The following is a 23,668-nucleotide window of genomic DNA, read 5'->3' on the forward strand; positions in this document are numbered from 1 at the left end:
CCTACCGCGACGCTTCGCTGCTCGCGATGCTATGTTGAGAGCATGACGATGAGGTCGAATCGCGCCCTGTTTGCGGTTGCCGTCTCTGCGTTGCTGGGCGCATGCGGTGGGGAAACAGCGCCCTCCAACCCGGAGGCGGGCGGGACGACGGGCTCGCCCGCCGGCGGTACAGGGGCGGGCACGGACGCGAGCAGCAGCGCGGTGGGGACAGGCAGCGCGGACGCGAGCAGCAGCGCGGTGGGGACAGGCGGCGCGGACGCGAGCAGCAGCGCGGTGGGGAGAGGCGGCGCGGACGCGAGCAGCAGCGCGGCGGGGACGGGCGGCGCGGACGCGAGCAGCAGCGCGGCGGGGACGGGCGGCGCGGACGCGAGCAGCAGCGCGGCGGGGGGAGGGACGGGCGGCGCGGGGCCTGTGCAGCTCACGGGAGCCGTCGAAAAGGGGCCGTTCGTGGTCGGATCGTCGGTGGTGATCTCGGTCCTCGGTCATGACCTGACCCCGACGGGACAGACGTTCATCACCGCGACGGACAACGATCTCGGACATTTCGAAGTGGCTCTCGCCCACCCCGGTCCGGTCTCGATCGTGAGCGAAGGGTTCTACTACAACGAGGTCACCGGCCGCCTCTCGGGCGCCCCGTTGACCCTGCGCGCGCTGTTCGACGTTGCCGGCAATGCACCGGAGCAGACCGCGTATGTCAACCTGATCACGCACCTCGGCTACGAGCGGGCCAGGCGGCTCGCCGAGGGCAGCGGGGATCTCACGGCTGCGGTCGAGCAGGCGGAGGGCGAGCTCCGCGCCGCGCTGGGCATCGGCCCGCCAGGTTTCGACCCCCATGCGAGCGGCGTCGAGATGAACGCCCTCGGGGGCGATGGCGACGCCAATGCGTACCTCCTCGCCGTCGGCGCCATCGTGCTCAAGGCAGCCATCCTCGAGGCGGGTGAGCACGGCTCCGTCGACGCGACGGTGCAGGAGCTCGTGAACCAGCTCTCGCTCGATCTGGCGAGCGACGGCGCGCTCGATCCCGCGCTCGTCGCGGAGCTCGCCGGGGCGGCCTCGGCGCTGGATCGCTACGAAGTGAAGGATCTCCTCGGCGAGCGGATCGAGGAGCTGGGTTCGACCGCCGACGTGCCGGATATCGACAGGTTCTTCGACGAGGACGGGGACGGTATCTACGACGCCGACGATTCCTGTCGCCTCGTCCCGAACCCGAGCCAATCGCCGCTGAACGCGATCTGCTCGGTCAAGAAGGTCCGCGTCTCCGGGCCCCTCGAGGGCGGCAGCCTGACCGAGATCTTCGTGCGCGACGCCGATCAGGACGGCCGCGCCGACGTCATCCTCGGCAATATCGGCGGTGCTTCGGGCGAGGGGCTGGGCGTGCTGCGCGGCAAGGGGACGGGGCGGATGGAAGAGTCCGTCTGGACGCTGCCGCCCAGGGATTACTACTCCGCGGCGGTCGTCGCCGACTTCAACGAGGACGGCGACCCCGACGTCGTAGCGGAGGTGTGGGGCCTGTCGCTCGCCGAGGGGGGGCCGGGAGCGACGTTTCTGCCCGCGATCGAGGTCGATCCGGCGAGCTCGCTCTGCCTCGCGACCGCCGATTTCGATGGTGATGGGCATCAAGATCTCGCCTCCGGCGGCGCGTCCGACGTGACCATTTTCCTGGGGGACGGCGCTGGCGGGTTCGTGGCGGCAGCGACGGTGCCCGCCGATTCTCCGGTCGCGCTCGCCGTGGGGGACTTCGACGCCGACGGCAACGCGGATCTGGCGGCGGCCCACTGGGACCAGAGGAAGGTCAGCGTCTGGCTCGGCGACGGGGCGGGGGGCCTCGATTCGCCGACCTCCTTCGCGATGCCTTCCGAGGTGTCGTCGGTGTCCGCCGGGGACTTCGACGGCAATGGCGACCAGGACCTGGTCGTGGCCATGCTCGACGGGAGGCTGCGCGTGCTCGTCGGCGACGGCGCGGGTGGGTTCACGCAGGGGCCCGAGCACCAGGTGTCGGCGAATCACCATGCCAGGACCGCGATGGCCGATTTCACCGGCGATGGGAGAGACGATGTCGTCGCGAACTGGGCCATGGACGGCGTGATCCACCTGATCGTCAGCGAGGGGACGGCGTTCGGCGAAGATCACACCTTCGACGAGGCGAACAGCCGGGAGGGCCTGTCTCTCGGTGTCGGCGACCTCAACGGGGACGAAAGGCCCGACATCGTGTACGACGACGGCGAAGCCGTGACCATGCTGGTCATCAATCTCTGAACCCGCAGGCAGGCTGCTTCCATCTGCGAGGCTGGCGAGCGCGTGCTCTCGGCGGGCCGGGGCGCCGTGCAGGATGCGATGGCAACGGGGAGCGTCGACCTCGCGCTCGGCGGTGAGCTCGATCCGGCGCCGCGCCACCGGTCGCCTTTGCGATCCGTCCACACTCCGAAAAGCGTGTCCGGTTCGATCGTTCCTTCATCGCCGGGTCGAAGGAGCTGTCTGTCTTCACGTCGCCGCCTGCGGGGCGTAGCATGCGTATGGGCGCGTCGACTCCGGGGGCAGCCTGCCCTCGAGCGCTGCGCCGCGACGCCACCCAACCCGCATCGAGAGGTCTCATGAGTTCTCCGACCGCGCAGCCCGCCGAGAGCTATAACCCCTACGAACCACCCAAGGCAGACGCCTCCGCGGCGTTGCGACCGGAGGCGCGCTCGCGGTTGCGGCTCGCGAGCGGCGGCCGGCGGCTCGTGAACCTCATCGTCGATTACATGGGATTGATGCTGTTCACGTTCCTCGTGGGCGTGATCTTCGGGCTCCTCGGAGGCGCCGAGGTGTTCGAGCGGACCAACGATACGTTGCTCGGCCTCGTAATAATGTTCGCGTACTATGTCTCGATGGAGGCGATCTTCGGCGCCACGCTGGGCAAGCTCGTCACTGGCACGCGGGTCGTGATGGAGGACGGCAGCCGCGCCGGCCTCGGTCGGATCGCGCTCCGCACCCTGTGCCGGTTCATCCCCTTCGAGGCGTTCACGTTCCTGACGCGGCGGGGCGCCGCGCCCGTGGGCCTGCACGACGGGCTGTCGAAGACCCGTGTCATCCTCGTGCGCGGCTCTGACGACGCACGTTGAGAGGCGGTTCGCCGAGCTCCAGCAGGGACGAGCCGTGTCTCCGGCGGCCGGCGGCGTGCGTGGTGCCTGTCCCGAGAATGCGATCGTCTCGTCGTAGCCTCACGGCGTTCGCGGCGCGTGCGCTCTCGTCGCCTCGCGAAGGGGCAGGTCAGGGGAGGGTCTGCTTGCGAAGGCGAGCGAGAGAGCGAGAGCACTGGAGGGCCATGGCGCCGAACCCGAGGAAACAGACACCGGCGTCAGACCAGCTCCGGAGATCGAGGGCTTCGACGCGCACAAGCAAGAGATACGCGAAGGCGAGGTTGGCCAGCGCCCAGGCGACGTTCACCGCCGGCGGCGACAACCCCCTGAATGGCGGTGATGCAAACGGGGTCTGCAACGGTTGGCCGGACACGCCGGCGATCAAGTGGGGGAGCGCATTGGCGAGGAACGCCCCACCGAAGAAGTACGCGAAATAGACATACCAGGGCATGGTGATCTCCTCGAACTGCTCGAGCGGAGGCTGCTCTCGCGTCAAGAAGTACGCTGTGGCGGCTTTCACATGCAAGGAAGAAGACCGGGCCACCCCGGACCGTCGAGTGGAATCGTCTGGACTTCTTCCTGTGTAGCGATTCCGTGCCCTTCAGGGTCACGGAGATCTCCGCGCCCAGGCCCGTCCCGCCGGCGAACGCCGGTGCATTCGGCAAGCTGGTGTCGGAGGGGGGCGGCTGACCGCGAGGCGCGCCGGGCCGCTCCTGGGCCCGAGGGCCGGGCGCAGGCGGCTCGGCCGGGCGCTCGCGACGCGTGCGGGCACGCCTGCCGCGTCCGCGGCGGAGGCGGTGCGCTCCCGCGGCGCTGCTACGCTGCGGTGGCATGACCGAGCCGGCGTGGAAGAAGCTCGTCGAGCAGCTCAAGGATCAGGGGCACAAGAGCCCGTATCTCGACCGCCTCCGGCAGCGCCTGCCCGCCGTCGGCCGGACGGACCTCGCCGGTGAGATCCTCAGGGAGATGGCCTCGGCGCTCGGGCGGTCCGAGGACAAGGTCAACGTCGCGCTGCTCGAGCTCGAGCTGCAAGGCATAGCGCTCGACGAGCTCGCCCTGCGCCAGGGCGCGGACTCGACGGAGCGCGCGGAGATGATCGTGGCCTTCAACAGACAGCGAGAGGTGGCGGCGCGCGCGGTCTGGGAGCTGCGCGTGCACCGGGAGGCGCTCGGGTTCCGGCGGAACGACGATCTGGCCGCGATATACCCCATCCCGCCGAAGCGGGCGTGAGCGCGGCGGCCAGCTCCGCAGCGTCCTCTCACGTCCCGGATGAGCAGGCTCACCTGCCACACGGTGTCACGTGACACCCTTGTGGCGATGTGTCACCCGCAGCGCTCCCGGCCGAAGGCTCGAGCAGGCGCCCGGGGGCTCCGCGCGCGCGCCTCTCCGCAGCGGAGGCGGGCGGCGCGCGACGAGGACGAGGCCCGCCCCTCGCGGTCCGACGCGAGTTCGCCTCTGGCCTGCCGGTTGCTGAGGTCCCTCCGCGAGCGAGCCGTCGAGGTGAATCGACGGCCGCAACACCACAGGAGGACTCGCCATGATGCTCGAACGACATGTGCTCATTCGCCGGACCTTGATCGCCGCTGCCCTCGCGTTGCCCATCGGCGCCGCGATCGCCGCGGGCGCGCCGAGCGACGCGGTTGCCGGCTGCCAGATCACGGTGAGCGTGCACAACTCCGGCAGCCAGGCGTTCACGGTCGACTGGGACGAGAGCAAGGTGAAGGTGTCCGGCGGCACGTGGGACAAGCTCGCGAACAACTCGTCCGAGCTGGTCGGCGCCGGTCAGACGAAATCGGTCGTCTACGGGGCGCTCTTCAATTGCGGAGCGAATCGCCGGTACCAGATCCACACGACCCAGGGCGGCGACGAGGAGACGACCTACTTCCCGGGCGTCAGCTCCTGGACGACGGACCAGACACCCACGATCAACATCTCGATGTGACGCTGCCTCGAGCGCGGTCCGGGCCCCTCGCGCGGTGGGTCGACGTCAGCGCGCGAGGAGCGCGATCGCGTCCTGGATCCCGGCGTGGGTCAGCCGCACGCGGACGTCGAGGCGGGCCGCGCCGGAGCCGAGCACCTCGGAGGTGACGGCGAGCGGAATGGCGACCCCGCCGCGCGCCGGCAGCGCCGCGAGCGCGGCGAGATCCTTGGCGACCTTGTCCAGCGCCTCCGGCGTGTCGCCGTTCGCCGCGAGCAGCGTCAAGCCGGCCAGCGAGAAGAGCCCGCCGGCCAGCGTCCCGCGCCTCCGCAGCACGTCGATGTCCGGCGCCGCGCCGAGCGTGCCGTCGTCGCGCCCCGGATCCACCGCGACGCGCAGCCGATCCATGAGGGCGGCGTCGTCCTCGCCGATCCCGAGCCACGTCCGCTGGCCGGCGGGGACGACGTAGAGGTGGGTCGTGTGCGCGGGCGGGGCGTCCTTCGTGAGCGGCTTCGAGCGGAGCTCGACGTGGAGCGTCCCCGCGGGCAGCGAGGCGGGCGCGCGGACGATCGCGTGCGTCGTGCGCTGCTTGTCCTCGTCGTCCTTGCGAGCGCCGTCCTTCGGCGCGCCCCCGGGCTTGCCCGCGGCCCGCGCGGTGTTTCCGTCCTTCGGCGCGCTCCTCTTGAGCTTGTCGAGCTCATCGCCGCGCTGGAGGAGCTCCTTCACGCTGGAGATCCAGGTCGGCGCCGGCTCCTCGACCGAGGCCAGCATCCATCCCTGGAGCGCGAGGCGCGCCGCCTTTTGCGCGCGCTGCGCGCCCTTGTCGCGCTGGTAGGCCGCGAGCGCCTTCTCCGCCGCCGCGCCGTTCGCGCCCGCGCCGAAGACGAAGGGGCCGCCCGTGAGGGCCAGGGTCTCGAGGCGATCGAGGACCTGATCGAGCCGCGCCTCGTCGTAGCCGTCGTCGATCATGTCGTCGCGCAGCGCCTTGAAGACGGCCTCTCGCAGCGGGGTGAGCTCGGCGCGCGACGCGCCCTGCGTGTGGAAGGCGACCGCCGTGTCGGCCGGGAGGCGGAAGAAGGCCGGCGGCGGCGCGGCGTCCTGCGCCGCCGCCGGCGCGAAGGCCAGCGTGAGGGGCGAGCGCCGGCCCGCGAAGCGCAGCGTGAGGCCGACCTCGACGTCCGCGCGGCCCCACGTGAGGTCGACGTTCAACCTCTCGATGTCGCGCAGGAACCCCGCGGCGAGCTCCTGGCCCAACGCCCCCGCGCGGCCGTCGTTCTCGTCCGCGCCGTCCGCGCCGCTCGCCTCTTCCACGGCCTGGCGGAGGGTCCGCTCCGAGAGCTCGATCCGCGCGTCCGCGTCGAGCGGCTCGCGGGCCACGACCTGGACGAGGTAGGCCGCGGCGGTCTCGATGTCCTCCACGTCCGTGCCGCAGAGCAGGCGCGCGCCATCCCGCCGCTCGCCGGGATCGAACGCGCAGGCCCAGGGCGGCGCCTCGTCGTCGGGCTCGGCGTCACGCGCGCGCTCGACGCGCAACAGGCCCGGGTGCTCCTTGAGCTCCTTGAGCGCGAAGCGATCGGCCAGCCGCGGCAGGTCCTGCTCCGCGACCGACAGGGAGGCCACGGCGTGATTGCCCATGTTGCCCAGGAAGGCGACGTCGAGCGGCCTCTCCAGATCGACGATGTCGGCGAGCTCCGGACCCGCCGCTTGCGCGATGACCTTCGTGGGGTCCGTCGAGCCCATGGTGAACACGAGCGCGCTGCTCGGCAGGAGCTGCGCGACGTTGTCCCAGGTCCGCTTCGGATGGGCGATCCTCAGCACGAAGGCGAGCTCCGCCGGCGCGGTCGCGGGCTGCGCCGCCGCGACCGCGGGCGCGGCGACGGCGGGGCGCGGCGCCGCGAGCAGCGGCGCGTCAGGGGCCCGCTGGGGAGCCGGAGCGCCGGCGCACGCGGTGAGGAGGGCGATCGGGAGGAGGGCGGCGCGCTTCATGGAGGCGCCGATCGTCGCGCTCGAACCGGGCCCCTGGCAAGCGGGGTGTCACTTCGGGAGCTTCATCACCGTGCCTGCGGCGCTGTTCGTCCAGTAGACGCTGGTCGCGTCCACGGTGATGCCCAGCGGATGATCTTGCCCCGTCGCGAGCGTCTCGGGATCGCCGCCGCCGATGGGCACCTTCTTCACGCTGCCGTCGTCGTTCGTCCAGTACACGCTCTCGGCGTCGATCGCGAGCTTCCCGGGGTTGCGCTGACCCTCCGCGAGCGCGACGGGGCTGCCGCCCTCGAGCGGCGCCTTCATCACGGTGCCTCCGTCGTTGGTCCAGTAGACCGCGGCGGCGTCCACGGCGATGTCCTTCGGCTTGAGCTGCCCCTCCGCGAGCGTGACCGCGGCGCCGCCCGCGACAGGCACCTTCATCACCGTGCCTCCTTCGTTCACCCAGTAGACGTGGGTCGCGTCGACAGCGACGCCGAGCGGGGAGTCTTGCCCCTCCGCGAGCGCGACGGGCGAGCCGCCCGCGATAGGCACCCTCATGACCGTGCCCTGGTCGGCGCTCGTCCAGTAGACGTTCTCGGCGTCGATCGCGATGCCCATGGGGTATGTCTGCCCGTCCGCGAGGATCGTGTAATCGCCCTCGAACGACGCGCTCACGACGACCTCGAGGCCGGAGTCCGTGAAGTAGACCTGGCCGGAGGGGCCGAGCGTGATGCTCTGGGGGGCGAAGGGCGGGTCTCCCTCGAAGAGGAACGCCGCATTGCCGCCGCGGACCGGCACCGTCATCACCTGTCGAGCGACGGGATCGACCCAGTACGCGGTGGTGTCGTCGACCGCGATGTCCGTCGGCTCGACGCCGCCCGACGCCAGGAGGAGGGGCTGGCAGCGCGACGCCTCGCACGGCGCCCCCAGGCAATAATGGCCGCAAGCGCCGCAGTGCTCCGGATCGGAGGTCTTGTCCACGCAGGCGCCGGCGCAGAAGGACAGGCCATCCTGGCAGCCGGGCGCGTCGCCCCCGGCGCCCGCCGCGGCCACGGCCACGGCGTCGCCTCCGCCCCCGCCGGAGGTCCCCGAACTCGTGGCATCCGAGCTCTCAGGAGTGAAGTCGCGATCTTCGGGGCTACACGCGGACAAAGCAAGCACGCTCATCAGGAGGAAGCGGTTCATGGCGCGCAGTGTACACGGAACGCGGGAGCACGTCGGGCCTGCCTCGGAGCGCTCGCGAGGGTCGCCGCTGTCGGGCGCTGTCGTGTCAGCGGGCCAGCGCGACGAGCGGCTCGGGCATTCCGAGGTCGACCAGGGTTGGTCGCACGAGGGAGAAGAGCTCGAGCCAGATGCGATCGAACTCCGCCTCGAGCGGCGTAGCGGTCCTCCCCGATACCGACCGGCGACGTTCGATGGCCCCATCTCCGGTGCGGCACCGGATGTGCCGGACAGGAGCGTCGTCGAGCGCCCACCGCTGGAGCTCCTCGGGGAGCTCGCGGAGCGCGCGACTGAGCCTCTCGAAGGCTTGCGAGGTCAACAAGAGATCGTCGCGTGTCCCGGTCCGCTCCTCGGGGCCCGACGGCCCGATCCAGTGGCACCTCACCGCGCCATGGCCGCCCACGCGCAGCGTGGCCTCCCAGCCGGCGAGCGACGCGGAGAAGCCGGGGACGAACGCGAGGTCGATCTCCATGAGCACCGGTTCTATGGCGGGCGCGCCTCAGCGCGCCGGAGGCATGCCCGTGTCGTCGAGCGCCGGCCAGGCTGGCCGGAGCGGGAGGACGAGCGCATCGAACGGCGCGGGCAGGGATAGGGGGATCGCCGCGTGCAAGCAGAACTCCCGGCCGGGCCCGAGCACCATCTGGCGCATCCACAGGCCGGCGCTCGCCTGGTTCAGCGCGGGCGCGAGCCGGTCGAAGAGCTCACCGTAGGACACGCCGTCGGGTTTGCCGAACCAGTGGGCGTAGCCGGGAGCGTTCGGCGCTGCTCCGCCTCTCAGGCGATACAGCCCGCCGGCCCCGCCGCTCGCGACCGCGGCCGCCGCGTCGTGCGGCGCCGAGCGGCTGGCGGAGACCGCGGCCTCGTTCAGCGCGCCGAGCGCACCGAAGTCGTTCACCAGGTACCAGTCCTCGTAGACGTCGCCGCCGCCGGCCGCCCAGGGCGCCCCGGAGAGCCCGACGCTGAACGACCGGAGAAAGCCCGGCGCCGGCGCCGCGGCGAGCGCCGCGTGGAAGGCTCGCTGCCGGCGCTCGTACTCCTCCGCAGGGGTCTCGGGTCGTCTCCAGTGCCAGAACACATAGGCCAGCACGGACTCGCTGTTCCCTTCCGCGGGATAACTCACGTCTTCTCCGATGCCGGATGCTTCATGTTCATGTAAACACCGCCGGATTCGAGCTCATCCAGCATCTGGCGGAGGCGCTTCTCCCTGGTCTCCTGCCGCTTCGCCTTGTCGATCCATCCGATATAATCGTTCTGCTGGTACGCGGGGCGGGCCCTGTAGGCCATCAAGCCACGCTCGTTCAGCGCGTTCTCGACGAAATCGGGGATCGGGTGCCTGGGCCTTCTCAGGCCTGACGCGTCGGCGCTCATGACTTCCTCGTTATACCGATGCACGGCGTGGAGGTGAAGCCGAGGGGCGTGCCCCTCGCCGCTCGGGGCTCGCCCCGGGCGGGGCGCGCCCCTTGGTGGTCGATGAAACTTTCACCGCCGTGGGGCGTCTCAGCTCCCCGGAGGTTCCGCCCGATGCCCAGACGTCGTGGTCTCTTCCTTGCGTTCTCCCTTCTTTGCCCGGCGCTGCTCTCCGCCGGGTGTTCCCAGCCGATCGACGCTCCGGACGCGACCGCGTACGTGCTGCTCGATCCCGCGGCGCGCGCTCGCTGGACCGTGGCCAGCGACGGCTGGCAGGGCGCGCCGATCCTGCCGGTCGCCCTCGACGTGGACGAGACGGCCGTGCTGCGCGGCCCGGAGGGCGCTGCGCGGATCGCGCTGCGCGGCGGCATGCTCGCGCACGTCCGCGGCGCCGAGGGCGAGATCCGATGGCTCGCGCTGGGGGAGGAGGCGCGGGACGACCGCCTGACGCTGCACGCGAGCAAAGCGGCCGCTGCGGCGCTCGCGGCGCTCGTCGGCGGCGAGATCTCCCGGCGCCGCGACGGCATGTGGACGCTCACGGCGCCGGACCTGCTGGAGCGTGGCTCCTTCCTCGATCCGCCCGAGGGCGTGATCGAGGCCCTGCCCGACGCGCAGCGCGATCCCGGCGATCCCGCCGCGTTCGCGCCTTCGGCGGCGCAGGACGCCCTGGACGCGCTCGCCGCGGTGCCGGCGGCCGCCAGAGGCGGCGCGCTGGAGCCTGGCAGCGCGGAGGCGGAGCTGGTCGGCCTCTACGCCGCGGGGCTGCGGACGCTCCTCCTGGACGCGTCCGGGGGCTTCACGCTCGAGGACCGCTGCACCGGCGAGGTGGTCGCGACCGGCCAGTACTCGGCCGCGGGCGATCGCGTGATGCTGCGATCCGCGGGGGCGGCGCCGATCGTGCTCGGCCGCGATCGGGATAGGCTGGTGCAGCCGGGCGGGTCGGCCTTCGCGCCGCTCGCGCCCGAGCCCTCGGAGGGCGGCGAGACGGAGAGCGAGCTGCTCGGGAACGGCGGTGAGGAGTGACCATGAAGCGCAGGCATTTGCTGGGAGCGACTGCAGCAGGGCTCGCGGCCACCGCGTGGCCCGCGTTCATCCGCGACGCGTTCGGCGACGGCGCCGCGTGCGACGAGAAGGGGACGCCAGCGGCGGCCTCGGGGTCGCTGGTCCAGATCTCGGCCGCGTTCCGGCGCGCCCGGCAGGCGAACAGGGTGCTGCTCGTCTTCGTCATCCCTGCCGACGACAGCGCCAAGTGGGAGCGCGGCCATGCGTTCGGCGAGCTGCTCAACTTCGGCGCGGACGGGGATCTCGCGCCGCTCGCGGGCGTCGAGGTCGTCTGCGCGACCATGGCGGATCTGAAGAAGCTCGTGCCCGGCGCAGGCAACGGGGAGCCGCTCCTGGTGGTGGTCGGGACCGACAAGGTGCCCGTCGCCGCGACGCAGCTCGACGTCGCGCTCCCGAGCTACGACGGAATGCGCCGCATGGCGGCCGGGGGCCGGGAGGAGCAGCTGAAGCACGACGAGCGCATCGCAGCGCAGCGGATCGGCGCGCTCGGGGCGCTGCTCCGGAAGGGCCTTGGCGCCGACGCACGCAACGTGGAGGCCCGGGCCGCGAGCGTGCGCGCGCGGCTCGTGAAGGCGCCGCCCGCGGGCGCGCACTGGGCGATCGCGAGCGGCTGCGGGATCGACGTCGAGGGGGCCAAGGACAGCGGGCTCATGGCCTGCGGCATGGGGCACGTGCCCTCCAAGTCGCGGCGCTTCCTGTACTTCTTCTCGGTCGACGGGCGCGGGGCCTCTACGCGTTGATCCCGGTCGGCCTGACGCTCCAGCCCGACGCGGCGTTCCTCGACCTGCTGGCCGAGGTGATCCTGCGCGACGCCGACTACTACGAGGTGGCGCCCGAGACGCTCTGGCGCGTGCCGGACGCCGCCGAGGCCGATCTCCAGGAGAACGGCTTCCACCGCCGCTTCGCCGAGCTGGCGCGCCGGTCGGACCGGCCGTTCGTCGCCCACGGCGTGGGCTGGTCGCTCGGCGGCGCCTCGGACGCCGACGCGGGCCGGCGCGCCCGCTGGCGCGCGGCCCTCCGGCGCGACCACGCGATCTTCCGGTTCCGCTGGTACACCGATCACCTCGGGATCAGCGCGCCCGCCGGGCTCTCGACCGGGCTGCCGCTCCCGATGCCCATGAGCGCGCACAGCGCCGCGGTCGCCCGCCGCGCGCTCCGGGCGATGCAGGACGTCGTGGAGGACGTCGGCGTCGAGAACAGCGTCAGCTACTTCGTCCTCGGCGATCCGCTGGACGAGCCGCGCTTCCTCGAGCGCATCCTGAGGGCGCCGCGGACGCACCTGCTGCTCGACCTGCACAACGTGCACACCATGGCGGAGAACTTCGGCTTCGATCCGGCCGAGTACGTGGCGCGGCTCGATCTCGCCCGGGTGATCGAGATCCACCTCTCCGGCGGCGGTCCGAGCGACCCGGGCTGGCTGCCTTCGGGCCGGGTGTTGCGGCTCGACGGCCACGACGACGCGGTGCCGGAGCCGGTGTGGCGCCTCCTGGACGAGGTCGCGCCGCGCTGCCCGAACCTGCGTGGGGTGACCCTGGAGCGCATGGAGGGCACGGTGCACGGCGCGGACGACGCGACCGCCGTGCGGGAGGAGCTCCGCCGCGCGCGGCGCGCGCTCGGCCGGCGCGGGAGGCGGAGGTGACGCGCGCGGCCGGCGGCGGGGCAGCGGGGCGCGCGGCGCGTGGCAGGGCAGGGGAGGCCCGCGGCGGGGCAGGGGAGGCCCATGGCGGGGCAGCGGAGGCCCGCGGCGGGGCAGCGGAGGCCCGTGGCAGGGCAGCGGAGGGCCCGGCGGCGCGGCCGGCGCGGCCGGCGCGGCTGAGCGGGGCGCAGGCGCACGCGCGTTACGAAGCACTCGTTGCCCGTGCGATGACCGCCGAGGATCCCGTGGCCGCGCTGCGCGCCGCGGCCGAGGATCCGGCGCTGCCGGCCGCGCTCCGGCGGGCGCTGCTCGGCGCGGACGAGGACGGCGTGAGGATGTCGGCGCTGCTCGTGGCGCGGCTGCGCTTCGAGCGGCTCCTGCGCGGATCGCCCGAGGCCGAGGCGTGGTTCGACCGCGATCCTGCGGAGTTCAGCGCCGCGTTCCGGCGCTATCACGCCGAGGTGCCGCCCACCGCCTTCTTCCCGCCGGGCGAGGCCCGCCTGTTCCGCCGCTGGATGGAGGCGCCCTCCGCGCCTGCGCGTGCCCGACGGCCCCGATGACCAGTGGGCGTCAGCAGCGCTTCCTCGCACCCCTGCCGGGTGTCAGCAGTGCTTCTTGGCCTCGTCGGAGATGGTGAGGTTGACCCAGTGGATGCCGACGGGGTCAGCCGCCTCGTCGGCGCAGCTCGGCCTCGAGCTCGGCGATGCGCCGCTCCGCCGTTGCGCGGGCGGCCTGCTCGGCCTCTGCGCGGCGTCGCTCCGCCTCCTCAGGGGTCGGGACGAGCTCCGCCCCGTCGGGGGTGCGGGCGAGACGAAGCGCCGCCGGCTGGCCTGCGGCAGGGACGATGACCCAGTGCAGATTGAGCACGGTGCACGGGCTGCGTTCCCCTTCGACGACGCGCTCGATCAGATCGCCGTCGATGCGATCCCAGACCCGCAGCCGCTCTCCTGGCGCGGCGTCAGGATCGAACGCGACGAGCTCCAGCACGCCGAGCTCGTGGTACTTGCGGAGCTTGTCGGCCCACGTCTGCGGATCCGAGTCGTGCTCGCTCACGATCTCGACGGCGAGCTCAGGGGCACCACGCTCCCACGTCTTCCAGGAGCCGAACGGCGTGTCAGGGGTGTCGAGCCGGACAAAGGCGTCCGGCGCCAGACACCGGCTCGGATCCGACGCGGACCAGTAGACGAACTGGTCGGATCCGATCGACGCGCGATCCGCGAAGGTCTTGAGCACGACATAGAGCAGGGTCCTGATCTCGAGGTGGCGCTTGGTCTCCGGCACGAGGGCCTCTTCCGGGAAGTGGAGCGGGGAAGGCGCGCGAACGTGGCGGAGCCGGCGCGCGAGCGCGGCGTGCTGCATGGGGACAGTATTCACACGCCTTGTGTGTACGTCGACCGCGACGCGGCTCGGTTTGCTCGCTTCGTCGAGATCGCCTCGAGATCGTCGCGGCGCGCGCCGGTGTAGCCTGGCAGCGTGCGCCCCCGCCGCCTCCGTCACGCCCTCGCCCTCGCCGCGCTGGCGGCCAGCGCCGGCATCGCCGGGTGCTCGTGGTGGCCATCCGAGGGGCCCTCCGCAGCGCGCCAGGATGTCCGAGCGGGGCAGCCGTCCGCCGCGCCGCCCTCTCCCGCCGCGGGAGGGCCGCAGCCCGCCGCCGCGCCGCAGGGAACCCCGCCGCAAGCGCGGCCTCTCCTGCACCTCACGGACCCTGCCGTGCTCGCCGAGCTCGAGGCCGCGGGCCTCGACTTCGGCTCGGTGCTCACGGGCACGCCGCGCGCGCCGGCCTCGCTCTCCGCGCTCTCCCGCACCGCCGCGCTCGCCTCGATCGCGCGCGTGCTCGCCGACGACCTGCGGCAGATCCAGCGCGCCGATCCGAGGAGCGGGACGAGCATCGCGCGCCACGCGCACCGCCTCTTCGACGAGCGGTGGCTCTCGGCCGAGGGCGCCCGCTTCGAGCTCATCGGCGTGGTGAACCGGATGGATCGCCGCCCGTTCGACGCCTCCGCCTGTTTCGACGCCTCCGCCTGTGGAGAGACCCGCCTCGTGTACCGGCTCGCCTACGCCGCGAAGACCCCGGGCGGCGCGGCAGGCGCCACGTCCGCTGCGGGCGCCTCCGTCGCCACGCCGGCCCCCGCCGCCTCACGCCTCCCGATGACCGCGTCGTTCGAACTGCTCGCGCCCGCCGACGACGCCCTCTCGTGCCGCCGGCTCGCGCAGGCCTGGTCGCGCGCCGGCGCGCTCTCCGGGCCGGATCTCGTCCGTTTTCTCACCTCGCCCGAGGGCCCGCTCGCCCCGAGCGCGGCCGATCGCGCGAACCTCGCGCAGCTCGTGGTGAACCTGCAGAGCGTCCGCTGGCCCTCCACCGTTCGCCCGGACCTCGGAGGGCACGCGGAGTACGTGCTCCGCGCCTTCCGCTGGGACGCCCGCGCCGGGCGCTACGCGCCGCTCGCCCTCGAGAACACCCCCGACGTCGCCCGGCTCTCGCGCGACCCGGCGCGGCGCGAGCGGCTGCGCGCGTGGCTGTCTGCTCCCGAGAACCTCGCGCGCCTCGACGAGGGGACCGCGCTCCTGCCCGAGGAGTTCCTCGCCACGAAGGCGCTGTCGGCTACGCCCCACGGGCTCGCGCGCCGCGCCAACCGGCCCTTTCGCGTGCTGTTCGAGCCCCGCGACTTCGCCGGCGTCGACTTCGGTGGCCTCTCGCGCGTCCGCTCGCCGGAGGGGCTGCTCCGGCGGCTCGACCAGATGACCTGCCCCGGGTGCCACCAGAGCGGGTCCGTCGCCGGCTTCCACCTGCTCGGGCAGGAGCCCCCCGGCCGCGTCCACGACGCGCTGTTCACCGTCGAGTCCGCGCACCTCGCAGGCGATCTCCCGCGCCGGCGGGCGGTGGTCGAGGCCATCGCTCGGGGCGCCGCCCCGGACTACCAGGTGCCGTACCCCGAGCGAGGCGACGGCGCTCGCGGCGGGTACGGCGCGCGCTGCGGGCTGGGCGACCCGAGCTTCGCGGGCTGGGCCTGCGCGGAAGGGCTCGTGTGCTCCGCGTACGACGCGCCCCAGGAAGACCGCGCGACCGTCGGCGTTTGCCTGCCGGCGGCGCCGGAGGTCGGCGACCCGTGCCAGGTCGGCGCCGTCGTCCCCCACGCCGACCCGCACCGCGATCGCGCCGCGGCGGCGCAGCCCGGGGCGTGCCCGCTCGCGGCGGTGTGCAACACGAGCCCCGTCGGGTTCCCCGGCGGCATGTGCACGAGCAGCTGCGTCGCGCTCCCGGACGAGGGCGTCTGCGGCGCCATCGCCGTGCTCGATCCCTTCAACCGCTGCCTCGCCCGCGGGACGGTGTTCACCGAGTGCCTGAGCCGCCACGTCACGCCCGCGGGCCTGCGCCGCTGCTCGAGCGAGGCGCCCTGCCGCGAGGACTACGTGTGCGCCAGGACGAGCTCGGGCGAGGGCGCCTGCATCCCGCCGTATTTCCTCTTCCAGCTCCGGGTCGACGGCCACGCGGTGCCGTGACCCGCCCGGCGTTCCTGGTTACGTGAGACGTCTCGCCGAGCCGCTCATAGTAATCACTCCTCAACTTGCGAGAGCGCATCGCGGCGCGTCTTGACTATCACGATGAGCTTGGTACCTCCAACGGGCGCGAACGCCGCTAGCCACCGCTCTCCTGGCGACTCACTGCTGGATCCACTCACAGGATCCACGTACTCCTTATCGGTCTCCACGACGTCCAGGATCTCCTGGTGCGTTTCGTACGAGGGGAGTCGTGACCTCAGCAAACGTAGCTTCCCGTTCCGGCCCGAGGGAAACACCTGGCTGTGGTTCACGCCATCATGGATCAGGATCGCGTCTTCGTCTTGCGGCGAAGGAAGATCGGCGGTGTCTGAGTCACGGTCGCGAAGCGACACGAGAGTGGTGCTACAATAACGGATTCGCCTAAGGATGTCGAATCTCGATTCCAGGGAAATGGTTGCCGATACGACGCCGAGGAACGAGCCGTCCTCGTGACGAAGAGGCGCTGAGATGGCGAGAACGAATTCCTGCCCGGCCTGTTGCCTGAAGGCCCTGGATACATACACATTCTGTCCCTCGGCTGCGGCGAGCTCGTAAGCGCCGCGGAAATAATCGCGCCACGCTTGGCTCGCGTTCCTGCGGGACGGTGATGGAGGAGGCCACTCGGCCCTCAACATTCCTTGCTCGTCTAGTACGGACAACGCGCTGAGTCCATACAGTAATTGTCGGCTCCGGCAATAGTCCTCGAGATCCATCCAGTTCATATCAAGCAGCAGTCGGCGTGGATAAGTATCGTTTGCGAGGGATTGTACGATGCGTCCGCTCGATTTGATCTCCGTTTGCAGTGCATCTGCCACCACCTCTGCGATGATGGCATTGTTCGCCAGAGCGGCAGAGCGCGCTTGTTCCTGCATCTGCACGTGATGTAGACTGAGCCTCATCGAGACGATTAGCGCGAAGGCGCCGACGGCGCCGACAACTGCTCGGCGCCGACCGCACCACCAGAGTATGCGCCGCGGGAGACCACGCGGCCGCGCCAGGGTCGGCTCGTTATCGAGCCAGCGCCTCAAGTCGGCGGCCAGCGCCGCCGCGGAGGGGTAGCGGAGTCTCGGTTCGTTTCTCAGACAAGCCAAGCAGACGGCGCTCAGGTCCCGCGGCAAATCCTTTCGGAATTTGACAGGTGAAGGCGGTTCTTCCTCCCGGTAGCGCCGCAACACCTCCGTGGCCTCCCCTGCAAACGGCGTTCGCCCAACGAGCATCTCGTAGAGGATTACGCCGAGGCTCCACACATCCGCGGCGGCACTGATCTCCTTGGAACGCCCGTTTGCTTGCTCCGGCGCCATGTAGCACGGGGTGCCCACGATCATGCCTGTCGCGGTGCTGCTGTCCGTGTCCAAACGCTTGGCGATCCCGAAATCAGCGAGATGTGGCTCGCCGTTTTCGTCGAAGAGAATGTTTGACGGCTTGAGATCTCGGTGCAGGACTTTGCGCTCATGGCATGCATGGACCGCGAGCGCCAGTTTTTCCAGGAGACGCGCCGCAGCCCGCGGGTCCTTGAAATCGGCTCGGCGATCGGCGAGTGTGCTCGCTGCCATAAGCTGCATTGTGAAGAATAGACAGCCTTCGTGTACGCCGACATGATAAATTTTGACGATGTTCGGGTGCTCGAACGTGCATTGGGCACGAATCTCGTTCTCGAATTGCCTCCGTGCGCCCTTGCTGGCAAAAGCGCCGTCGCGGATCATCTTCAATGCTACCGCGCGACCAGAAAGCGAGTCGAACGCGCGATATACGACACCCATGCCACCGCGACCAAGCTCGCCCTCCAATCTGTATTGGTCGACACTTTTAGGGACATTGTCAGCGTCGTAGGTCGCATCGGGCCAATCAATGCATCTGTTGATGACGCAGCGGGGGCACAATCCGCCTGGAGCCTCGGGGGGAATGTTTTTGTCGCATAGACGACATGTAGATGACATCGCCGAAATCTCCCGACGAAAATCTCTGACAGGCGCTACATAAACCGACCACGTCCATTCTCATTCGACGCGCTGCAAACTTGCCATCATGGCACGGAGTTCATCGTCGACCTCACTGTCCTGATTGACGATGCTGCGAATCTCACGTCGAGCCATTTGCTTGAACAGAGCACGCATCCGCGATAGCGCTTTTTTAACTGCGTCGACGCTCATCCCCAGTGTGGCAGCGACATGTTTGTGCTCTGGGGCATCATCGTCGACAAGTCGTGGTCTTAGCGCTTCGAATAGCTTGTCTTCTCCAGTTTTGCTATAATGGTCCTGGAGCTGAGCCCTCTGTGCCAACGTCTGGTGAGACAGGCTCCCCCTGGAAATCTGTGGTGAGAGGGCGGAGAATGGACCTGACCCGTGCCGAAGCCTTCCCATCTCCGATCCGTCGATCCTACCCTCGCCCCAGCGGCGCAGGGCGCTGCTCCACGCGCGAGTGGCGTCGCCGTCGAGACCATGCCGAAGGCGGGCAAGAGGCGGAAGTTCTCGGCGGCTGAGAAGCTGCGCATCGTTCGTGAGGCGGCCGCATGCACCCAGCGCGGCGACATCGAGGCGCTGCTGCGCCGCGAGGGCATCTACAGCTCCCTCCTAACGGCGTGGCGCAAGCAGCTCGCCCTCCACGGCAGCGAGGCTCTCGCGGGGCGCAAGCCCGGCCGCAAGCCGAAGCAGGACGCGAAGGACCGGCGCATTGCCGAGCTCGAGAAGCGCTCGGCCCGACTCGAGGAGAAGCTCGCGCTCGCGGAGAAGCTCATCGATCTCCAAAAAAAAGTCTCTGCCATTCTGGGCATCAATCTCACGAGCGACGAAGAGCGCTGATGGACGCCATCGAAGAGCTCGATGACCCGCACGTCCCCATCGCGCAGGCGTGTGCGACACTCGGCATCAGCCGCGCTACGCTCTACCGGCAGACGCAGCCCGCGAGGCCACCGGCGTTGCAGGGGCCCGTTCCGAGCCCACGCCGGCTCAGTGACCCCGAGCGGCAAGCCGTGCTCGATGTGTTGCACAGCGACGAGTTCGTCGACCAGCCCCCGCCGGAGGTCTACGCGACGCTGCTGTCGCGCGGCGTCTACCTTGCCTCCATCCGCACGATGTACCGCCTGCTCGCGGCGTCCGGCGAGAGCGGCGAGCGACGCGCGCAGCGCGGGCCGATGAAGCATGCCAAGCCGACGCTCACCGCCACAGCCCCCAACCAGATCTGGACGTGGGATATAACCAAGCTGCGCGGGCCGCTGCCCGGGGTCTTCTACTGCCTGTACGTCGTCCTCGACCTGTTCAGTCGCATGACCGTTGGCTGGCTGCTCGCCGAGCGCGAGAGCGCGAAGCTCGCCGAGCACCTCTTCGCAGAGACGGTCGCCCGCCACGGCGTCGAGTTCGGCTCGCTCACGGTGCACGCCGACCGCGGCTCCGCGATGAGGTCGGAGGGGCTCGCTCAGCTCCTCGGCTCGCTCGGCGTCGTTCGTAGCTTCAGCAGGCCTCACGTCAGCGATGACAACGCCTTCTCCGAGTCGCAGTTCAAGACGCTCAAGTACCAGCCCGACTATCCGGACCGCTTTGCCTCGCTGGCGCATGCACGAGCGTGGTGCCAGGAGTTCTTCAGCTGGTATAATGACCTTCACCAGCATTCTGGTCTTGCTCTCTTCACACCTGCTGATGTATTCTACGGCCGCGTCGAAGATATCGCGGCTCGGCGCCAGGTCGCCCTCGACACGGCCTACGCCGCGCATCCGGAACGCTTCCCGAACGGTCCGCCTGTCGTCCGCAGGCCGCCCGCTTCGGTAGCCATCAACCCGCTGTCCGTCGACGACGCTGCCGACGAGGCCGCGGCGCCGCCACACACGGCAACGACCAGCGTCGCGCCCGAGCCCGTCGCTGCGCCAACCGCCGAGACGCAGCGGCCGCTCGGGTGCCAGAGCCGGAACGCGTCCCTCAACGCGATCCACTCATAGAATTCCCGTCCGGCCTGTCTCAAACCTGTTGGCATTTTCCGGAGTCAGTACTCGATCGATGAAGTTTATCGCGAATGCGTGTTCGTAGATGTCTTCGGCGGATGGCGTATTGGAGGGCAGCGATTGACTCGTCGAATCGCCGCCGAGCGTGTCGATGCGCTCCTGCGAGCAACCTCCGCCCCGCTTCTGAGCGCGAGCGCGATCGCGCTCATTGGCTGCGTAGTTTTTTATGCATCTGCATAGCCAATTGCGGAACCTCCCGCGTGAGGGATCCACGGCGCTTATGTCGTTGCTCGCTGAGAGCCGCTGCAGAAATCCCTGCGTCATATCCTCCGCATCTTCGGCGGAGAAGCCGCATGCTCTGATGAAACTATAAATGGGTGTTCTGTAGCGCCGACAGAGCTCATTCAGGGCGTTCATGCCCTCATCGCTGAACGGATGTCCAGCGCGGGTTACCATGTTCCACGAAGTGTCCGGGAATTGGGGATTCCACCCACCACGGGTCATAACTGTACCGTAACAGATGCGACGGCGCGTGGGAAGCCGCGAGCTGATCCCACCGGAGCCACTGCCGCGCATGTCGTGTCGCTTGCCTCTGTATCATGGGGCAGCACCCTCCTGGCATGGGAAGCCCGCGCGCTGTCGGACCCATCCATGGAGCGCGCACTGTTTTGCATGAACCACCCTTGAATGTTCAGCGGTGCCCTGGACTAGATTTTGCTGGCCGGCGGCGTCGCCTTTCGAGCCGTTCAGACGTCGAGTCTTCTCGTCAGGGCGCTGGACACGGAGCATGGTGAGCCCTCTGCATGCTCTCACGCCTGCGAAGGGCCGACAGTGGCCAAACTGGCGCGAGCTGCTCTCGGTGCCGGGCCGGCTCTGGGCGCCGGCATCCGACCAGAGACCGGCCTCAGGGACCACAACCCGAGCGGCGGAACGCATGACCGGAGCGATCAAGCATCCGCCGCTCGGGCCGTGTACCTGCCCTCCAGTGTGCGGCACGCAGCTCACGCCAAAGGATTGAATTTATTAAAATTTCGACGGAACGGACCCGTGGGCGAGCGCTGCGCCCGCCTCCTCGCGGGGGCAAGCCGGGGCTCTCCTGCGATCCGCTCCGCCGGACCGGGCGCGATCCGAACGGGTGGCTCCCCGCCAGCACGCAGGAGGTCACGCGGACCGGGCAGCGGGTCACCTGACGATTTTCTGTCACCCTCGGCTGAGATTCCTTCAGAAAGCGGTAGAGGAGGAATCATGGGCGACGCCGCTCGGCGGCATCGTGCACGTCGCTTCGACCACGCACGAGCCGGTGGATGCGCGCGCCGTGCCAACTATTGTAGCGCATGATATGAAGGTTTTCGTGGGTCGGACGACTCTGCGTATTTGCCAGGTGATGGTGTAAATCGCTAATGCTCGCGATATTGTAATAAATGGTAATTGGCGGTCGAGAACATCGAGGGGGGGTGCTTTCGACCAAGCGAGCGCGATGAGTCTTCACATGGTCGGCCTTTGGATTGGCGGTGAGCGGTGATGCTCACGTGATCGGTTTTGGCGTTCTCGAGATTCGATGCCTGATGTTGGATCGGAGCGGTTGGCTGTGGTGTGTCGGTAATGTTGCGGTTTGACGGGAGAGGTGGGTATGCGTTCTATTATTGTGTTGTTGGTCTGTGTGTCTGTGGCGGCAATGGGTTGTGTTGCTGAGACGGATGCGCTAAGCGACGAGTCTGTAAATGAGGAGATCGGTACGGCTGAGCAGGCTTTATGGGCCTGCGAAGGTTGGTATTCGCCATGGTACCAGTATTGCTTGACCAGGTGCAGCGGCGGCGGGGGCTCTTGGTACCCAGTTGGGTCGGAGACCGTAATCTCGTACGGCTCGTGCACCTCGAAAGCGGCGGACTACTGCAGAGACCGCGGCTTGGGCAGATCTCAGGATGTATGCTGGGGATCTAACTGATAGCAGTCGCGTTTGACCCGTAAAGGCCGACGAACACGCGCTCGCGGTCTCGTCGCCGATAGTATGCGAAGCACGGCCAGGTGGATGCCGGCAGCGGCCACGCCGAACTCGCTGGCATCCGCGTCGCCGCGTTGCGCCAACACCACAGAGGGGGAGATGCCTGCGTGTGGCAGTGGTTCGTAACATCGAGATAATCTGGTGGTGTTCGAGTTCGTCATCAAGGGCATCGAGAGGTCGCGCGTGCCATATATAGCACGCTGAGGTTGGTGTCTCTCCGCTTGCTTCCACGCCGTTCCTATGAATGTCGTCGATGTCGTTGTAGAGAGGCGTTACGGCGGTCTGTGCCCATTGTCCCCAGGCGGCCCCATCTGAGGTCCAGAGCCACGCGTCGCCGCGTCTCCTGCACGTGCATAACTGCGCGTCGTTATTGTGGTTAATCTCATGCGCCTTGGGCTTCCATCCGCGACTGCTTGACCTGGTCGCGCGGCGCCGGCCTACGAGGTGCCGTACCCGGAGCGAGGCGACGGCGCGCGCTGCGGGCTGGGCGACCCGAGCTTCGCGGGCTGGGCCTGCGCGGAAGGGCTCGTGTGCTCCGCGTACGACGCGCCCCAGGAGGACTGCGCGACCGTCGGTGTCTGCCTGCCGGCGGCGCCGGAGGTCGGCGACCCGTGCCAGGTCGGCGCCGTCGTCCCCCACGCCGACCCGCACCGCGATCGCGCCTCGGCGGCGAAGCCCGGGGCGTGCCCGCTCGCGGCGGTGTGCAACACGAGCCCCGTCGGGTTTCCCGGCGGCATGTGCACGAGCAGCTGCGTCGCGCTCCCGGAAGAGGGCGTCTGCGGCGCCATCGCCGTGCTCGACCCCTTCAACCGCTGCCTCGCCCGCGGGACGGTGTTCACCGAGTGCCTGAGCCGCCACGTCACGCCCGCGGGCCTGCGCCGCTGCTCGAGCGAGGCGCCCTGCCGCGAGGACTACGTGTGCGCCAGGACGAGCTCGGGCGAGGGCGCCTGCATCCCGCCGTATTTCCTCTTCCAGCTCAGGGTCGACGGCCACGCGGTGCCGTGACCCGCCCGGCGCCCCGCCGCTGGAGGCGCTCTGCCAGGCCAGCAGCGTGACGCGCTGCCGGTCAGGGCCGGGAGGGCCGGGCTAGCGCCCAGCGCCGGGGCGCGCCAGGAAGCCCGTCTTCTCGCCCGCGCGGAAGCCGCACGCCTCGTAGAAGCGATGCACCTCGGGCCTTTGGGACCCTGTCATGAGCATGACTTTGTAGCACCCGGCCTCCCAGGCCTCCGCCAGCGCATGGCGAACGACGCGCGCGCCGAACCCTCTCCGCCGGTGCTCGCGGTGGGTCACCACGTTCTCCAGCAAGGCATACGGCCGGCCCCCGCGCGTGAGGTTCGGAATGACGATGAGGGAGCAGCAGGCCACGAGGGCGGCGTCGCGCTCCAGGACGAAGAGGTGATGCCCGGGTTGCTCGATCATGCGCTTCCAGAGCGCGGAGAGCTCCGGCTCGGGAGGGAACGGTGCGTCCTGGGGGTGGAGATCACGATAGAGCTCCAGGACCCCCGGAAGATCCCCCGCCAGCGCCCCCCGGACGATGCCGTCCAGCATTGCCGAGCCCGTCCGCTCATCGCCGCCCTGTCGCATCTCCATTTGATATCACCGGGCCCCCGGACGATAGAAGTTCTGCCGGTGCGCTGCGAAACAAAGTCCTTGCTAGGATCTATCCGTTATGGTAGATTTTGTCCTATAAAACGGACGCAGCGGATTGAAGCCGCTGTCCGCTCCTTTCCTGGCCTCGTCGGCGCTCGAAGCGCGCGCGTCGCCGGAAGCTCGACCTCAGCGTCTGCGCTTCCGGGGCGACGCGCTGCGATCTGAGCTCACAGGCCGATTCTCACGGGTGCCTTGCCGCGAGCGCCGCGGCGGGCCG

At 69.8% G+C, this 23,668-nt stretch carries 23 protein-coding genes; 12 read left to right on the top strand and 11 right to left on the bottom strand.

What is annotated here, in order from left to right:
• The first annotated feature begins 48 nt into the window (after positions 1-48).
• Both WMF19_RS00715 and WMF19_RS00720 read left to right on the top strand, forming a co-directional pair.
• The gene (locus tag WMF19_RS00715; RefSeq protein WP_437897299.1) at positions 49-2,256 is read left to right on the top strand and encodes an FG-GAP-like repeat-containing protein; all 2,208 of its coding nucleotides are present in this window, start codon (positions 49-51) and stop codon (positions 2,254-2,256) included.
• 335 nt (positions 2,257-2,591) lie between these two features.
• Positions 2,592-3,101, top strand: coding sequence for an RDD family protein (locus WMF19_RS00720; RefSeq protein ID WP_437897300.1), 510 nt, complete (start codon positions 2,592-2,594; stop codon positions 3,099-3,101).
• A gap of 148 nt (positions 3,102-3,249) precedes the next feature.
• Here WMF19_RS00720 and WMF19_RS00725 read toward each other — a convergent pair whose 3' ends face one another.
• Entirely contained in the window at positions 3,250-3,639 is a 390-nt protein-coding gene (locus WMF19_RS00725) for a hypothetical protein (RefSeq protein WP_437897301.1), read from the bottom strand.
• 311 nt (positions 3,640-3,950) lie between these two features.
• Here WMF19_RS00725 and WMF19_RS00730 point away from each other — a divergent pair, with 311 nt between their 5' ends.
• Together WMF19_RS00730 and WMF19_RS00735 are read left to right on the top strand one after the other, a co-directional pair.
• A complete protein-coding gene (locus tag WMF19_RS00730) occupies positions 3,951-4,349 on the top strand; it encodes a hypothetical protein (protein ID WP_437897302.1) in 399 nt (132 codons plus the stop codon).
• Positions 4,350-4,656: 307 nt separating this feature from the next.
• Complete coding sequence (locus WMF19_RS00735; RefSeq protein ID WP_437897303.1) at positions 4,657-5,061, top strand: hypothetical protein; 405 nt, start codon at positions 4,657-4,659, stop codon at positions 5,059-5,061.
• 45 nt (positions 5,062-5,106) lie between these two features.
• On the opposite strand, the gene WMF19_RS00740 is transcribed toward WMF19_RS00735, so the two are convergent.
• The 5 genes from WMF19_RS00740 to WMF19_RS00760 all read right to left on the bottom strand — a co-directional run bounded on the left by WMF19_RS00740 (position 5,107) and on the right by WMF19_RS00760 (position 9,591).
• Positions 5,107-7,023 carry a hypothetical protein gene (locus WMF19_RS00740; RefSeq protein WP_437897304.1) on the bottom strand — a complete coding sequence of 639 codons (1,917 nt, stop codon included), beginning with the start codon at positions 7,021-7,023 and terminating at the stop codon, positions 5,107-5,109.
• 48 nt (positions 7,024-7,071) lie between these two features.
• Positions 7,072-8,187, bottom strand: a complete 1,116-nt coding sequence (locus tag WMF19_RS00745) for a hypothetical protein (protein WP_437897305.1) — start codon at positions 8,185-8,187, stop codon at positions 7,072-7,074.
• An 85-nt stretch (positions 8,188-8,272) separates the two neighbouring features.
• The gene (locus WMF19_RS00750) at positions 8,273-8,695 is read right to left on the bottom strand and encodes a hypothetical protein (RefSeq protein WP_437897306.1); all 423 of its coding nucleotides are present in this window, start codon (positions 8,693-8,695) and stop codon (positions 8,273-8,275) included.
• Between the two features lie 27 nt (positions 8,696-8,722).
• Positions 8,723-9,343, bottom strand: coding sequence for a hypothetical protein (locus WMF19_RS00755; RefSeq protein WP_437897307.1), 621 nt, complete (start codon positions 9,341-9,343; stop codon positions 8,723-8,725).
• On the bottom strand, positions 9,340-9,591 hold the full coding sequence (locus tag WMF19_RS00760) for a YdeI/OmpD-associated family protein (RefSeq protein ID WP_437897308.1): 252 nt from the start codon (positions 9,589-9,591) through the stop codon (positions 9,340-9,342). The genes WMF19_RS00755 and WMF19_RS00760 overlap by 4 nt, the downstream gene beginning before the upstream one ends.
• A 153-nt stretch (positions 9,592-9,744) precedes the next feature.
• Between WMF19_RS00760 and WMF19_RS00765 the strand changes: the two genes are divergently transcribed.
• From WMF19_RS00765 to WMF19_RS00780, 4 genes are all read left to right on the top strand, one after another.
• Positions 9,745-10,653, top strand: coding sequence for a hypothetical protein (locus tag WMF19_RS00765; RefSeq protein WP_437897309.1), 909 nt, complete (start codon positions 9,745-9,747; stop codon positions 10,651-10,653).
• Positions 10,654-10,655: 2 nt separating this feature from the next.
• On the top strand, positions 10,656-11,432 hold the full coding sequence (locus tag WMF19_RS00770) for a hypothetical protein (RefSeq protein ID WP_437897310.1): 777 nt from the start codon (positions 10,656-10,658) through the stop codon (positions 11,430-11,432).
• Positions 11,429-12,331 carry a DUF692 domain-containing protein gene (locus tag WMF19_RS00775; protein WP_437897311.1) on the top strand — a complete coding sequence of 301 codons (903 nt, stop codon included), beginning with the start codon at positions 11,429-11,431 and terminating at the stop codon, positions 12,329-12,331. The genes WMF19_RS00770 and WMF19_RS00775 overlap by 4 nt, the downstream gene beginning before the upstream one ends.
• Positions 12,332-12,555: 224 nt before the next feature.
• Positions 12,556-12,888 (top strand): hypothetical protein, encoded by a 333-nt coding sequence (locus tag WMF19_RS00780; RefSeq protein ID WP_437897313.1) that lies wholly within the window; start codon positions 12,556-12,558, stop codon positions 12,886-12,888.
• A 103-nt stretch (positions 12,889-12,991) separates the two neighbouring features.
• Here the strand turns inward: WMF19_RS00780 and WMF19_RS00785 are convergent, their stop codons facing one another.
• A complete protein-coding gene (locus WMF19_RS00785; RefSeq protein WP_437897314.1) occupies positions 12,992-13,687 on the bottom strand; it encodes a Uma2 family endonuclease in 696 nt (231 codons plus the stop codon).
• Between the two features lie 114 nt (positions 13,688-13,801).
• Between WMF19_RS00785 and WMF19_RS00790 the strand changes: the two genes are divergently transcribed.
• On the top strand, positions 13,802-15,829 hold the full coding sequence (locus tag WMF19_RS00790) for a hypothetical protein (protein WP_437897315.1): 2,028 nt from the start codon (positions 13,802-13,804) through the stop codon (positions 15,827-15,829).
• Between the two features lie 53 nt (positions 15,830-15,882).
• On the opposite strand, the gene WMF19_RS00795 is transcribed toward WMF19_RS00790, so the two are convergent.
• Positions 15,883-17,805, bottom strand: coding sequence for a serine/threonine protein kinase (locus WMF19_RS00795; RefSeq protein ID WP_437897316.1), 1,923 nt, complete (start codon positions 17,803-17,805; stop codon positions 15,883-15,885).
• 60 nt (positions 17,806-17,865) lie between these two features.
• Positions 17,866-18,018 carry a hypothetical protein gene (locus WMF19_RS00800; protein ID WP_437897318.1) on the bottom strand — a complete coding sequence of 51 codons (153 nt, stop codon included), beginning with the start codon at positions 18,016-18,018 and terminating at the stop codon, positions 17,866-17,868.
• A 288-nt stretch (positions 18,019-18,306) separates the two neighbouring features.
• Here WMF19_RS00800 and WMF19_RS00805 point away from each other — a divergent pair, with 288 nt between their 5' ends.
• The gene (locus tag WMF19_RS00805) at positions 18,307-18,666 is read left to right on the top strand and encodes a transposase (protein WP_437894425.1); all 360 of its coding nucleotides are present in this window, start codon (positions 18,307-18,309) and stop codon (positions 18,664-18,666) included.
• Complete coding sequence (locus WMF19_RS00810; RefSeq protein ID WP_437894424.1) at positions 18,666-19,796, top strand: IS3 family transposase; 1,131 nt, start codon at positions 18,666-18,668, stop codon at positions 19,794-19,796. The genes WMF19_RS00805 and WMF19_RS00810 overlap by 1 nt, the downstream gene beginning before the upstream one ends.
• Here WMF19_RS00810 and WMF19_RS00815 read toward each other — a convergent pair.
• Positions 19,791-20,216 (bottom strand): RNA polymerase sigma factor, encoded by a 426-nt coding sequence (locus WMF19_RS00815; RefSeq protein WP_437897319.1) that lies wholly within the window; start codon positions 20,214-20,216, stop codon positions 19,791-19,793. The two genes, WMF19_RS00810 and WMF19_RS00815, sit on opposite strands and share 6 nt — an antisense overlap.
• Before the next feature lie 2,029 nt (positions 20,217-22,245).
• Here WMF19_RS00815 and WMF19_RS00820 point away from each other — a divergent pair.
• Entirely contained in the window at positions 22,246-22,806 is a 561-nt protein-coding gene (locus WMF19_RS00820; protein WP_437897320.1) for a hypothetical protein, read from the top strand.
• An 81-nt stretch (positions 22,807-22,887) separates the two neighbouring features.
• On the opposite strand, the gene WMF19_RS00825 is transcribed toward WMF19_RS00820, so the two are convergent.
• A complete protein-coding gene (locus WMF19_RS00825; RefSeq protein WP_437897321.1) occupies positions 22,888-23,391 on the bottom strand; it encodes a GNAT family N-acetyltransferase in 504 nt (167 codons plus the stop codon).
• Positions 23,392-23,668 lie beyond the last annotated feature (277 nt).

The organism is Sorangium sp. So ce124 (assembly GCF_051525235.1).
In the GTDB taxonomy this organism is placed as follows: domain Bacteria; phylum Myxococcota_A; class Polyangia; order Polyangiales; family Polyangiaceae; genus Sorangium; species Sorangium atrum.